Source organism: Ramlibacter aquaticus (assembly GCF_015159745.1).
GTDB lineage: Bacteria > Pseudomonadota > Gammaproteobacteria > Burkholderiales > Burkholderiaceae_C > Ramlibacter > Ramlibacter aquaticus.
Map to the genome: position 1 here is coordinate 24,050 of NZ_JADDOJ010000015.1, position 12,358 is coordinate 36,407.

The 12,358-nt window shown below is 71.1% G+C and carries 10 protein-coding genes and 1 tRNA gene; 3 read left to right on the forward strand and 8 right to left on the reverse strand.

Going from position 1 to position 12,358, the window contains the following annotated elements; translation table 11 throughout:
- Positions 1–21: 21 nt before the first annotated feature.
- From clpP to IM725_RS05670, 5 genes are all read right to left on the reverse strand, one after another.
- Complete coding sequence (gene clpP, locus IM725_RS05650) at positions 22–630, reverse strand: ATP-dependent Clp endopeptidase proteolytic subunit ClpP (RefSeq protein WP_193779601.1); 609 nt, start codon at positions 628–630, stop codon at positions 22–24.
- Between the two features lie 104 nt (positions 631–734).
- Positions 735–2,045 (reverse strand): trigger factor, encoded by a 1,311-nt coding sequence (gene tig / locus IM725_RS05655; RefSeq protein ID WP_193779602.1) that lies wholly within the window; start codon positions 2,043–2,045, stop codon positions 735–737.
- A gap of 36 nt (positions 2,046–2,081) precedes the next feature.
- A tRNA-Leu gene (locus IM725_RS05660) sits at positions 2,082–2,168 on the reverse strand.
- A gap of 98 nt (positions 2,169–2,266) precedes the next feature.
- Positions 2,267–5,395, reverse strand: a complete 3,129-nt coding sequence (locus tag IM725_RS05665; protein ID WP_193779603.1) for an efflux RND transporter permease subunit — start codon at positions 5,393–5,395, stop codon at positions 2,267–2,269.
- Between the two features lie 7 nt (positions 5,396–5,402).
- Positions 5,403–6,530: an efflux RND transporter periplasmic adaptor subunit gene (locus IM725_RS05670; RefSeq protein ID WP_193779604.1), complete on the reverse strand. Its 1,128-nt coding sequence runs from the start codon at positions 6,528–6,530 to the stop codon at positions 5,403–5,405.
- 82 nt (positions 6,531–6,612) lie between these two features.
- Here IM725_RS05670 and IM725_RS05675 point away from each other — a divergent pair, with 82 nt between their 5' ends.
- The gene (locus tag IM725_RS05675; protein ID WP_193779605.1) at positions 6,613–7,635 is read left to right on the forward strand and encodes a phytoene/squalene synthase family protein; all 1,023 of its coding nucleotides are present in this window, start codon (positions 6,613–6,615) and stop codon (positions 7,633–7,635) included.
- On the forward strand, positions 7,632–8,471 hold the full coding sequence (gene hpnD / locus IM725_RS05680) for a presqualene diphosphate synthase HpnD (protein WP_193779606.1): 840 nt from the start codon (positions 7,632–7,634) through the stop codon (positions 8,469–8,471). The genes IM725_RS05675 and hpnD overlap by 4 nt, the downstream gene beginning before the upstream one ends.
- A 69-nt stretch (positions 8,472–8,540) precedes the next feature.
- Here the strand turns inward: hpnD and IM725_RS05685 are convergent, their stop codons facing one another.
- Entirely contained in the window at positions 8,541–9,242 is a 702-nt protein-coding gene (locus tag IM725_RS05685; RefSeq protein ID WP_193779607.1) for an HAD family hydrolase, read from the reverse strand.
- A 17-nt stretch (positions 9,243–9,259) separates the two neighbouring features.
- On the opposite strand from IM725_RS05685, the gene hemH reads away from it, so the two are divergent.
- Positions 9,260–10,363: a ferrochelatase gene (gene hemH, locus IM725_RS05690; RefSeq protein ID WP_193779608.1), complete on the forward strand. Its 1,104-nt coding sequence runs from the start codon at positions 9,260–9,262 to the stop codon at positions 10,361–10,363.
- 28 nt (positions 10,364–10,391) lie between these two features.
- On the opposite strand, the gene IM725_RS05695 is transcribed toward hemH, so the two are convergent.
- Positions 10,392–11,294 carry an alpha/beta fold hydrolase gene (locus tag IM725_RS05695; protein ID WP_193779609.1) on the reverse strand — a complete coding sequence of 301 codons (903 nt, stop codon included), beginning with the start codon at positions 11,292–11,294 and terminating at the stop codon, positions 10,392–10,394.
- A 10-nt stretch (positions 11,295–11,304) separates the two neighbouring features.
- Positions 11,305–12,357 carry a branched-chain amino acid ABC transporter permease gene (locus tag IM725_RS05700; protein ID WP_193779610.1) on the reverse strand — a complete coding sequence of 351 codons (1,053 nt, stop codon included), beginning with the start codon at positions 12,355–12,357 and terminating at the stop codon, positions 11,305–11,307.
- Position 12,358 lies beyond the last annotated feature (1 nt).

The following is a 12,358-nucleotide window of genomic DNA, read 5'->3' on the forward strand; positions in this document are numbered from 1 at the left end:
GTTCCGGGCCTTGGGGGCCCGTCAGGGACGCTTGGCAATCACCTGGTCCACGATGCCGTAGGCCTTGGCCTCCTCGGCGTCCAGGAAGTAGTCGCGCTCGGTGTCACGCTCGACCTTCTCCAGCGGCTGGCCGGTCTGCTCGGCCAGGATGCGGTTCATGGTCGCCTTGGTCTTCAGGATGTCGCGGGCGTGGATCTCGATGTCCGTCGCCTGGCCCTGGGCACCGCCCAGCACCTGGTGGATCATGATCTTCGAGTTGGGCAGCGAGAACCGCTTGCCCTTGGCGCCCGCGGCCAGCAGGAAGGCGCCCATGCTGGCGGCCATGCCGGTGCACAGCGTGGACACCGCCGGCTTGATGAAGTTCATGGTGTCGTAGATCGCCATGCCGGCGCTCACGCTGCCGCCCGGGCTGTTGATGTACAGCGAGATGTCCTTGTCGGGGTTCTCGCTCTCCAGGAACAGCAGCTGGGCGACCACCAGGTTGGCGGTCTGGTCGTTGACGGGGCCGACCAGGAACACCACGCGCTCGCGCAGCAGGCGCGAGTAGATGTCGTAGGACCGCTCGCCGCGGCCGGACTGCTCGATGACGATCGGCACCATGCCGAGGGCCCGGGTATCAAGTGCGCTCATGGGTGGATTCGCTTTCCAAACTCTGGGAGGTACTGTATCGCCAAAACAGATGGGGCCCGGGCGGCCCTTCACAAGACCGCCCGGGCCCCATGGACGCGCCTGCCTCAGGCGGCGTTCATCAGTTCGTCGAAGGCGAGCTGCTTCTCGACGGTCTTGGCCTTGGAAAGCACGAACTCCGTGACGTTGTTCTCGATCACCACGGCCTCGACCTCGGCCAGGCGCTGCGGGTCACCGAAGTACCAGCGCACCACTTCAGCGGGCTTTTCGTAGCTGGCGGCCAGCTCTTCCACGTGCGCCTTCACCTGTTCGGGCTTGGCGTGCAGGCTGTTGGACTTCACCAGCTCGGCAACCACCAGGCCCAGGCGCACGCGGCGCTCGGCCTGCGGGCGGAAGATGTCGTCCGGGATGGGGGCGCTGTCGGCGTCCTTGATGCCGCGCTGCTTCAGGTCGGCGCGGGCACCCTGCACCATGCGCTCGACTTCGGCCTGCACCGCCGCGTTGGGCAGGTCCAGTTCGGCCTTGGACACCAGTGCGTCCATGGCGGCCTGCTTGTTGCGGGCCAGCAGGCGGAACTTGACCTCGCGCTGCAGGTTCTTGCGGATGTCGGCGCGCAGGGCCTCGACCGTGCCCTCGGGAATGCCCAGCGACTTGGCGAAGGCCTCGTCGACCTCGGGCAGGTGGGCGGCTTCGATCTTCTTCACGGTGACCAGGAAGTCGGCGGTCTTGCCGGCCACGTCCTTGCCGTGGTAGTCCTCGGGGAAGGCCAGCGGGAAGGTCTTGCTCTCGCCGCTCTTCATGCCGCGCACGGCGTCCTCGAACTCCTTGAGCATCTGGCCTTCGCCGACCAGGAACTGGAAGTCCTCGGCCTTGCCACCCTGGAAGGTCTCGCCGTCGATCTTGCCTTCGAAGTCCACGGTGACGCGGTCGCCGTCCTGGGCGCCGGCGTCGGCCGGGCGCTGGGCGAAGGTGCGGCGCTGCTTGCGCAGGATCTCCAGGGTGCGGTCGATGGCTTCGTCGGTCACTTCGGTGCTGACCTTCTCGACCTCGGCGCCCGCCAGGTCACCGATCTTGACCTCGGGGTAGACCTCGAACACCGCGTCGAAGGCCATCTCGCCCTCGGGCGCGCCGTCCTTCTCGGTGATCTTGGGCTGGCCGGCGACACGCAGCTGCGCCTCGTTGGCGGCCTGGGCGAAGGCTTCGCCGACCTTGTCGTTCAGCACCTCGTAGTGCACCGAGTAGCCGTAGCGCTGGGCCACGACGGACATCGGCACCTTGCCGGGGCGGAAGCCGTCCATCTTGACGGTGCGGGCGAGGCGCTTGAGGCGCGAATCGACTTCGGACTGGATGGACGCGACGGGCAGCGTCAGCGTCATCTTGCGTTCCAGCTTGTCCAGGGTTTCAACGTTCACGGCCATGTCTATCTCTCTGTCTGAAGGAATCTGGTTTCTTCGTGGTGCGCGGGGGGGGACTCGAACCCCCACACCATCGCTGGCGTCAGGACCTAAACCTGGTGCGTCTACCAATTTCGCCACCCGCGCTACGCACCTGCATGCAACACGGGCGCCCGCTGACGGACGCCCGCTACGAGAAAGGGCGCCTGGGTTTCCCCGGGCGCCCGCTCGGTCAACCCGGTATTTTACTGCGCCCGGGCCGCCCCTTCCGGCCGCTCGTCGCGGCGCACCCGGAACCAGGCGGCGTACATGGCCGGCAGGGCCAGCAGCGTGAGCACCGTGGCGACGATCAGCCCGCCCATGATGGCTACTGCCATGGGCCCCCAGAACACCGAGCGCGAGAGCGGGATCATGGCCAGCACCGCCGCCGCCGCGGTGAGCACGATGGGGCGCAGCCGGCGCACCGCCGCCTCCACGATTGCGTCCCAGGCCGGCACCCCGCGCGCCCGGTCCTGCTCGATCTGGTCGATCAGGATCACCGAGTTGCGCTGGATCATGCCCATGAGCGCGATCACGCCCAGCAGTGCCACGAAGCCGAAGGGCCGGTCCAGCGCCAGCAGCGCGCCGGCCACGCCGGCGATGCCCAGCGGGCCGGTGATGAAGACCAGCACCGCGCGGCTGAAGCTCTGCAGCTGCAGCATCAGCAGGGTGAAGACGATGAACAGCATCACCGGCAGGCCGGCGGCGATCGAGGCCGAGCCCTTGGCGCTCTCCTCCACCGCGCCCGCCACCTCGATGCGGTAGCCCGGGGGCCACTGCGCCTCCAGCTTCTTCAGCGCCGGCAGCAGCTCGTCGGTGACGGTCGCGCCCTGCAGGCCCTCGACGATGTCCGCCTGCACCGTGATGGCGTAGTCGCGGTTCTCGCGCCACATCACGCCCGGCTCCCAGCCGAACACCGGCCGCGCGATCTGCGTCAGCGGAATGGCTTGGCCGGACGCGGTGGGCAGGTAGGCGCTGGCCAGGTCGGTGATCGCGTCGCGCTCCTCGCGCGGCTGGCGCAGCACGATGTCGATCAGCCGGTCACGCTCGCGGTACTGGCCGACGTTGAAGCCCGACAGCATGGTGGCCGCGGCCTGGGCGATGGATTCGCTGCTCACGCCCAGCGCACGCGCCTTGGCCTGGTCGACCTCCAGGCGGATGGTCTTGACCGATTCGTTCCAGTTGTCGTTCACGCCCCGCGTGTGGGGGCTGGCGCGCATGGCCGCCTTCACCTCGTCGGCACGCTCGCGCAGGGCGCTGGGCACGGGCGGGCCGTTGGGCAGCAGCTTGATGCGCGCGCGCACCTCGGGAAACTCGCGGGCCATCAGCGCCGGCAGGGCCAGCCGCACCCGCTCGCGCACCTTCAGGTCGGTGGGCTGGATGATGAACTGCGTGACGTTGGTCTGCGGGAAGACCTGGTCCAGCGGCAGGTAGAAGCGCGGCACGCCGGAGCCCACCCACTCGGTGACGGACACGATGCCGGCCTGCTCGCGCAGCCGCTTCTCGACCCGCTTGGCCAGCGCCTCGTTGGCAGCGAAGGAGGTGCCCTCCGGGAACCAGATGTCCATCATGACCTCGGGCCGGCTGGAATCGGGGAAGAACTGCTGCTGCACCTTGCCCATGCCGGCGATGCCCAGCGCGAAGAGCAGCACGGTCGCGCCTATGGTGGCCCAGCGGTGCGCCACGCACCAGTTCACCGTGCGACGGAAGACCCGGTAGAAGGCCGTGTCGAAGTGCTCGTGGTGTTCTTCATGCGCGCCCGGCGGCAGCGGCTTCTGCTTGAGCAGCAGCGTGCCCAGGTAGGGCACGAAGTAGACCGAGACGAACCAGCTCAGCACCAGCGCGATCACTGTCACCGCGAAGATGGCGAAGGTGTACTCGCCCGTCAGCGACTTGGCCAGCCCGATCGGCAGGAAACCGGCGGCCGTGATCAGCGTGCCCGTGAGCATGGGCATGGCCGTGATCTCGTAGGCGAAGGTGGCGGCGCGGAAGCGGTCGTAGCCCTCCTCCATCTTGCGCACCATCATCTCGACCGAGATGATGGCGTCGTCCACCAGCAGGCCGAGCGCGATGATCAGCGAGCCCAGCGAGATCTTGTGCAGGCCGATGCCCCAGTAGTCCATCGCCAGGAAGGTCACCGCCAACACCAGGGGGATGGTGATGGCCACCACCAGGCCGGGGCGCATGTCCACGGTCCAGCGGCGCCACGGCGGCCGGCGGGCCGCATCCTCGTGCTTGTGCAGGCCCAGCGCCACGAAGCTCACCGCCAGCACGATGGCCAGGGCCTCGACCAGGGTGCGCACGAATTCGTTGACGGAGGTCGCCACCGCGTGCGGCTGGTCCTGGAACTGCACCAGGCGCACGCCCGCCGGCAGCCCGGCGGAAATCCGCTTCGAGGCCACGCCCAGCGCCTTGCCCAGGCGGATGATGTCGCCGCCCTTGGCCATGGACACGCCCAGCGCGATGGCCTCCTGCCCGTCGTGGCGCACCTTCACCTGCGGCGGGTCCACGAAGCCACGATACACCCGCGCCAGGTCGCCCAGGCGCAGCTGGTTGCCGTTCGCGGCACGGATCGGCATGGCGCGCAGCTGCTCCACCGAATCGAACTGGCCGGCCACGCGCACCTGCACCACGTCCAGCGGGGTCTGCACCGCGCCGGCCGAGGCCACCGCGTTCTGCGAGCGCAGCTGGGCCAGCACCTGGTTCAGGTCCAGCCCCAGCTCGGCCAGCCGCTTCTGCGAGATCTCGACGTAGAGCTTCTCGTCCTGCACGCCGAACAGCTGCACCTTGGCCACGTCGGGCACGCGCAGCAGCTGCTGGCGCACCTCGTCGGCCAGCACCTTGAGCTCGGCCGGGCTGTAGCCCTCGCCCTGCAACGCGTACATCACGCCGTACACGTCGCCGAATTCGTCGTTGAAGAAGGGGCCGTTCACGCCCGGCGGCAGGGTGCCGCGCATGTCCCCCACCTTCTTGCGAACCTGGTACCACACCTGGGACACCTCGCCCGGTGGGGAGGAGTCCTTGATCTGGAACAGGATCAGCGATTCGCCGGGCTTGGAGTAGCTGCGGATCTTGTCCGCGTACGGCGCCTCCTGCAGCGTGCGCTCGATCTTGTCGGTGACCTGCTCGGCCATCTGCTGCGCGGTGGCGCCGGGCCAGAAGCTCTGCACCACCATCACCCGGAAGGTGAAGGGCGGGTCCTCGTCCTGGCCGAGCTGGAAGTAGGCGGCGAAGCCCAGCAGCATCAGCACCACCATCAGGTAGCGCGTCAGCGCCGGGTGCTCCAGCGCCCAGCGTGAGAGGTTGAAGGAGGCGCTGGGGTCGGGGCGGCTCATGCGCGCCTCACCGGGCCACCGAGGCCGCGGGCAGGGCCGGGTCCTGCCACAGGCTCACCTTCTGCCCGGGGGCGAGCACGTGCACGCCCGCCACCACCACCGTCATGCCCGGGGCCAGCCCCGAGGCGATCACGGCCTCGTTGCCGTCGGCCGTGGCCACCTGCACCGGCTGCGACTTCACCGTCATGGAGCCCCGGTCCAGCACCCACACCGCACTGCCCTGCCCTTCCTGGCGCAAGGCACTGGTGGGCAGCTTGATGACCGGCGTGCCCGCCAGGCTGAGGGACTGCGGCGACACGTAGACCGTGGCCCCCAGCGGCGGTGCCAGGGCCGGATCGATGCCGACCTTGACCTGGAAGGTGCGGGTGACCGGGTCGGCGCTGGCGGCGACTTCGCGCACCTTGCCCTCGAAGCTGCGGTTGTCCGACCAGCTGCGGATGCTCACGGGCGAGCCCGGCTTCACGGCCGCGATGCGGTCTTCGCCGACCACGAACACCACGTCGCGCGCGCCGTCCTGCGCGACGCGGACCACGGGCGTTCCCGCGCTCACGACCTGGCCCGCCTCGGCCTCCACCGCGGTCACCACGCCCGCCACGTCGGCGACCAGGTTGGCATAGCCCGCCTGGTTGCCCTGGGCGGCAAGCTGCGCCTGGGCCTGCTCGAGCTGGGCCTGCGCCGCCTTCAGCGTGGTGTCACGCCGCTCGAGTTCGGCGCCGCTGATGAAGTTCTGCTCCCGCAGCGCGGCATAGCGTTTGTAGTCGGCGGCGGCGAGGTCGCGGTTGGTCAGCGCGGCCGCCACCTGGGCCTTGGCCGCTTCGGCCGCCAGCTGCAGGTCGCGCGGGTCCAGCTGCGCCAGCACCTGGCCTGGCTTGACCCGCTGGCCCAGCTCGGCCTCGCGCCGGACGATCTTGCCGCCGACGCGGAAGCCCAGGCGCGACTCCACGCGCGCCCGCACCTCGCCGGCGAACTCATGGCCCGCCGCGTAGCGGTCCACGCCCACCGTCATCACCTTCACCGCGCGGACCGGCTCCGGCGCCGGCTCGGGCCGGGAACAGCCCGAGAGCGAGGCCCCCAGCAACACAGGGACGAACAGGGAGGCGGCCCGGACCGCGAGGCGGGATGAAGTGGCGCTCATGGGATGCTCGCTTCAGTTAATGACTGACTGGTTAGTAATCTAAAAGCGCAGCCCGGCCGTGTCAAGCGACAATACCGGCGCCATGCCCAGCGCCGCCCCCACCGCTGCCGAACTGCTCCCGCTGCTGCGGGGCGTCTCGCGGTCCTTCTACCTCTCCGTGCGCGTGCTGCCCGGGCCCCTGCGGCATCCGATCGGCCTGGCCTACCTGCTGGCCCGCGCCACGGACACCGTGGCGGACGCGCCCGGCCTGCCCGCGGCGGCGCGGCTGGAACTGCTGGACGCGCTGGACGCCGCGATCCAGGCCGCCGCCATGCCGCTTTCGCTGGCGCAGCGCCTGGCCCAGGCGGGCGAGGGCTTGCCGGATGCCTGCGAAGCCGCCTTGCTGCGCGCGCTGCCGGGATGCTTCGCGGCACTCGCGGGCCTGTCCGCCGGTGACCGCGCCGCCACGCAGGCGGTGCTGCGCGAGATCGCCAGCGGCCAGCGGCTGGACCTGCAGCGCTTTCCCGGCACGGGCGCGCCGCGGGCGCTGGCGGACGAGGCCGAGGCGGTGGACTACATGCAGCGCGTCGCCGGCTGCGTGGGTGGCTTCTGGACCGCGATGTGCGCCGCCCACCTGCCGGGCTTCGCCGAGCTGCCCGAGGCGCAGATGCGGGCACTGGGCGAATCCCTGGGCCGGGGCCTGCAGCGAATCAACATCCTGCGCGACGCCGGGGCCGACCTGGCGGCCGGACGCTGCTACTTCCCGGCCAGCCGCCTGCAGGCCCTGGGCCTGACGGCGGCGACGCTGGCGGCCCGGCCCGGCGCGCTGCGCCCGCTGTGGGACGACTGGATCGCACAGGCGGCCGTGGCCATGGACGACGGCATGCGCTATGCGCTGGGGCTGCGCAGCCGGCGCCTGCGCGTGGCCTGCGCGCTACCAGCCCTGGTCGGCCTGCGCACGCTGGCCCTGCTGCGCGCCGCCGGCCCGGCGCAGGCGCTGGCGCAGCGGGTGAAGATGCCGCGTGCGGAACTGCGGGCGCTGCTGGCCGGCATCGCCCTCACGCTGGCGGGCCGGGGCCACCTCGAGCGCACCTGGCACCGCCTGCGGGACAATGGCGCCCCATGACCCCGCAAGAGTACGTCCAGCAGAAGGCCGCAGCGTCGGGCAGCAGCTTCTATTACGCGTTCCTGTTCCTGCCGCGGCCGCGCCGCGCCGCGATCACCGCCTTCTATGCCTTCTGCCGCGAGGTCGACGACGTGGTCGACGAGGTCAGCGACCCCGGCGTGGCCGCGGCCAAGCTGTCCTGGTGGCAGCAGGAGGTCGCCAAGTCCTTCCGCGGCCAGCCCGAGCACCCGGTGATGAAGGCGCTGATGCCCTGCGCGCGGGAGTTCGGCATCGAGGAGCGCCATCTCCACGCCGTGATCGACGGCTGCCGCATGGACCTGGAGCAGACCCGCTACCTCGATTTCCCCGGCCTGCAGCGCTACTGCCACCTGGTGGCCGGCGTGGTGGGCGAGGTGTCGGCGCGCATCTTCGGCCAGACGCAGCCCGCCACCACGCAGTACGCCCACACCCTGGGCCTGGCCTTCCAGCTGACCAACATCATCCGCGACGTGGGCGAGGACGCGATGCGCGGCCGCATCTACCTGCCGGTCAGCGAGCTGCAGCAGTTCGACGTCAAGGCCCATGAGCTTCTCAAGCGGGAGTACTCGCCCCGCTTCAAGGCCCTGATGCAGTTCCAGGCCGAGCGCGCGCGCGGGCTGTACCGCGAGGCCTTCGCCCTGCTCCCCGACGCCGACCGGCGGGCCCAGAAGCCCGGGCTGATGATGGCCAGCATCTACCGCACCCTGCTCGACGAGATCGAGCGCGACGGCTTCCAGGTGCTGCACCAGCGGGTGAGCCTGACGCCGCTGCGCAAGTTCTGGCTGGCCTGGAAGGTGCAGGCCCTGGGCCGGGCGTAAGGCCGGGCCGCCGGGCGGCCGGCCAGGCCGCAGGCGCCCAGCGCGATGCCGGCCACGCCGGCACGGGTCTCAGGCGCCCTGCCCCAGCCACTCGCACAGCTGCGTCAGCGACGCGACCTGCGGCGGGGCCTCGCCCTCGTGCGGCCAGGGGTGGCCACCGCGGTTCAGCCAGACCGCCTGCATGCCCGCCTGCACCGCCCCCAGGGCGTCCAGGGTGGCGTCGTCGCCCACGTGCAGCACCTCGTGGGCCTGCGCCTGGGCCGCCCCGGCCGCGGCGTGGAAGATGCGCGGATCGGGCTTGCCGACGCCGAACTCGCGCGCCGACAGCGAAGCGCCGAAGAAGGCCGACAGGCCCACCCGCGCCAGGTCCGCGTTGCCGTTTGAGACGCTCACCAGCGGCCAGCGGCGCGAGAGGAATTCCAGCGCCGGCAGGGCATCCTCGTACAGCTCCACCCGCTGGCGCTCGGCGAAGAAGGCCTCGAAGGCCGCTTCGGCCAGCAGCGGGTCCTCGCCGGCCCGCAGCAGGGCCAGGCGGATGGACTCGCGCCGCAGCGCGCTCAGGTCGTTGCGCAGGTCGGGGCGGCGGCTCGCCATGTGTTCCCGGATCTCGCGCAGCGCGGCCGGGCTGGAAAACAGGGCCGCAGCCATGGGCGCGTGCTCGGCGAGCCAGTCGTGGAGCACCTTCTCGGCGCGTTCGATCGTGGGCCAGATCGGCCACAGGGTGTCGTCAAGGTCCAGGCTGATGGCCTTGATTCTCGTCGGGTCCAGCATGGCGGCGAGAATAGCGCATGGCCCCGTCCCCCCGTTATCGACCCGAACCCGCATTCCGCCACGGCCGCGAGGCCACCACCGGCCTGCTGTTCTGCAACCTGGGCACCCCGGATGCGCCCACCACGCCGGCGGTCCGGCGCTACCTGCGGGAATTCCTTTCCGACCCGCGGGTGGTTGAAATCCCGCGCCTGCTCTGGCTGCCGCTGCTGCACGGCATCATCCTGCCGCTGCGGTCCTCGCGCTCGGCCGCCAAGTACGCCAGCATCTGGGACCCGAAGGGCTCGCCGCTGGCGCTGTGGTCCGCCCGCCAGGCCGGGCTGCTGCAGGACTGGCTGGACGCGCGCGGCCATCGCGTGATGGTGCGCCACGCGATGCGCTACGGCACCCCCAGCATCGCCGCCGAACTGGACGCCCTCAAGGCCGCCGGTGCCAAGCGCATCCTGGTGCTCACCGCCTACCCCCAATATTCCGGCACCACCACCGCCAGCGTGTTCGACGCCGTGGGCGACTGGGCCCGTTCCACGCGCCACCTGGCCGACCTGCGCCTGTGCAGCCGCTACCACGACCAGCCCGCCTACATCGACGCCCTGGCCGCGCGCATCCGCGATCACTGGGCGGCGAACGGCCAGGCCGAGCACCTGGTGCTCAGCTTCCACGGCGTGCCGCGCCGCACCCTGGACCTGGGCGACCCCTACCACTGCGAATGCCTGAAGACCGCGCGGCTGCTGGCCGAGCGGCTGGGGCTGGCACGCGATCGCTACACCGTCACCTTCCAGTCGCGCTTCGGCAAGGCCGAATGGCTGCAGCCCTACACCGAGCCCACGGTGCGCGAACTGGCCCGCAAGGGCGTGCGTTCCCTGGACGTGGCCTGCCCCGGCTTCACCAGCGACTGCCTGGAGACGCTGGAGGAGATCGGCATGGAGGTGCGCGACGCGTTCCTGGAGGAAGGCGGCACCGAGTACCGCTACATCCCCTGCCTGAACGACCAGCCGGCCTGGATCGACGCCCTGGGGCAGCTCGCGCTGGACCAGCTGGCCGGCTGGCCGACACAGGACGCGCCCGACACGGCCGCACTGGCCGCCAGCGCCGAGCGTGCCCTGGCCCTGGGCGCCGAGGCCTGAGCCCTACCCGGCCGGCCGCGCGGCCCCCTCAGGGGAAGGCCGCGGCGCCGGCGCCGCTGGCGCGCATCTCCTGCCGGTCGATGAAGCCGGCCACCAGGTCCAGCTGCTCGGGCACGTTCAGCGCGGGCGCGTGGCCGCAGCCCGGCACCTCCACCACCTGCAGCAGGCCGCGCGCGCCGGGACCGCGCCGCCCCATCTCGGCCACGGTGTCGCTCAGCACCAGGTCGGACTCGGCCCCGCGCAGGCACAGCACCGGGACCTGGATCGCGTCGTAGTGCGGCCAGATGCGGTAGTCGTCCGCATGGTCGGTGAACTGGCGGACCATCTGCGGGTCGTAGTGCGGCGTCACGCGCCCGTCCGGCAGGCGGCGCATCGAGCTCTCCGCCAGCCGCCGCCACTGCGCGTCGCTCAACCAGCCGAAGGGCCGGTAGACCTGCCGGAAGAAGGCCTCCAGCTGCGCCATGGTGTCGAAGGCCGGCGGGCTGCCGGCATAGGCCTTGATGCGCTCCAGCGCGGGGGCCGCGAGCTCGGGCGCGTTGTCGTTGAGCACCAGGCTGGCGACGCGGCCGGCCAGCCGCGGCTCGGCCAGGCCCGCCGCGGCCACAGTGCCGATCGCCCCGCCCATGGAGGTGCCCACCCAGTGCACGCGCGCCACGCCGAGCTGGTCCAGCAGGTCGGCTGCGATGCGGGCGTAGAAGCCCAGCGTGTACTCCACCCCGGGGTCGGGGCTCCACTGGCTCAGGCCCCGGCCCAGGGTGTCCGGGCACAGCACCCGGAAACGGGGCGCGAGGTGGGCCGCCAGCTCGTCGAAATCGCGCCCCGTGCGGGCCAGGCCGTGCCAGGCCAGGACGACGGGCGCATCGGCCGGGCCCCAGTCCATCAGGTGGATCTCGCGGCCGGCGCAACTCAGGTAGCGGGACATCGGTGGCATGGCGGGCTCCTCAGGACTTGGGCAGCGCGCCCGTGCGAAGGCGGCCGACGATACCGGTGGGGAAGTGGTAGACGGAGAGCACGAACAGCAGGCCCAGCCACAGCAGCCAGCGGTCCGGCGAGAGCAGCGCGGCCAGCCAGGGCAGGCCGGACGCGGCCTCGCTGGCCTGCCGCAGCAGGTCCTGCAGGTAGCTCTGGGCGACGATGAAGAGGCCGGCGCCCACGGCGGCGCCGTAGATCGTGCCCATGCCGCCGATGACCACGATCAGCAGCACGTCCAGCATGATCTCGAAGGACAGCGAGGTGTCCGGGCCGTTGTAGCGCAGCCAGACCGCCAGCATGGCGCCGGCCAGCGTGGCGAACAGGGCCGACAGGATGCTGGACAGCGTGCGGAACCAGACCACCCGGTAGCCGATGGCCTCGGCGCGGAACTCGTTCTCGCGGATCGCCTGCAGCACGCGGCCGAAGGGCGAATTGACGATGCGCAGCATGGCCAGCACCAGCACCACGCCCAGCGCGAAGAGGAGCCAATAGCACAGCAGGCGGCCGTCGATGCTGGGCGTGAGCTCGAAGGACGGCGAGAGCAGCTCGGGCATGCGGAAGGTGAGCCCGTCCTCGCCGCCGGTCAGGTCCGACAGCTGCGAGGCCAGGGTCTGGAAGGCGGCCGCCACGGCCAGCGTGATCATGGAAAAGAAGATCGCGCGCACGCGCAGCGAGAACAGGCCCACCAGCAAGGCCAGCACGAAGGACAGCGCCAGCGCCGCCGCCAGGCCGACGGCCAGCGCGCCCCAGCCCGCGCCCATGCGCGAGGACGCGATCGCGATGCCGTAGGCGCCGATGCCGAAGAACATGGTGTGGGCGAAGCTCACGATGCCGGTGTAGCCCAGCAGCAGGTCGAAGCTGGCGACCAGCACCACGAAGACGATCACCTTGGCGGCCACGTTCAGGGCCTTCACACCGGGGAAGATGAAGGGCGTGAAGGCGAGCGCCAGCAGCAGCGCCACCAGGAGGACAGCCAGCAGGCGGCTGCGCGGCAGGTCGTGCGAGAGGATGCGGCCCAGCATG

What these genes read in the sequence shown, in the direction of transcription:
- tig (WP_193779602.1), bottom strand. Translation starts at nt 2,045, where the DNA reads ATGGCCGTGAACGTTGAAACCCTGGACAAGCTGGAACGCAAGATGACG.
- IM725_RS05700 (WP_193779610.1), bottom strand. Translation starts at nt 12,357, where the DNA reads ATGCTGGGCCGCATCCTCTCGCACGACCTGCCGCGCAGCCGCCTGCTG.
- IM725_RS05670 (WP_193779604.1), bottom strand. Translation starts at nt 6,530, where the DNA reads ATGAGCGCCACTTCATCCCGCCTCGCGGTCCGGGCCGCCTCCCTGTTC.
- IM725_RS05675 (WP_193779605.1), top strand. Translation starts at nt 6,613, where the DNA reads ATGCCCAGCGCCGCCCCCACCGCTGCCGAACTGCTCCCGCTGCTGCGG.
- IM725_RS05685 (WP_193779607.1), bottom strand. Translation starts at nt 9,242, where the DNA reads ATGCTGGACCCGACGAGAATCAAGGCCATCAGCCTGGACCTTGACGAC.
- clpP (WP_193779601.1), bottom strand. Translation starts at nt 630, where the DNA reads ATGAGCGCACTTGATACCCGGGCCCTCGGCATGGTGCCGATCGTCATC.
- hpnD (WP_193779606.1), top strand. Translation starts at nt 7,632, where the DNA reads ATGACCCCGCAAGAGTACGTCCAGCAGAAGGCCGCAGCGTCGGGCAGC.
- hemH (WP_193779608.1), top strand. Translation starts at nt 9,260, where the DNA reads ATGGCCCCGTCCCCCCGTTATCGACCCGAACCCGCATTCCGCCACGGC.
- IM725_RS05695 (WP_193779609.1), bottom strand. Translation starts at nt 11,294, where the DNA reads ATGCCACCGATGTCCCGCTACCTGAGTTGCGCCGGCCGCGAGATCCAC.
- IM725_RS05665 (WP_193779603.1), bottom strand. Translation starts at nt 5,395, where the DNA reads ATGAGCCGCCCCGACCCCAGCGCCTCCTTCAACCTCTCACGCTGGGCG.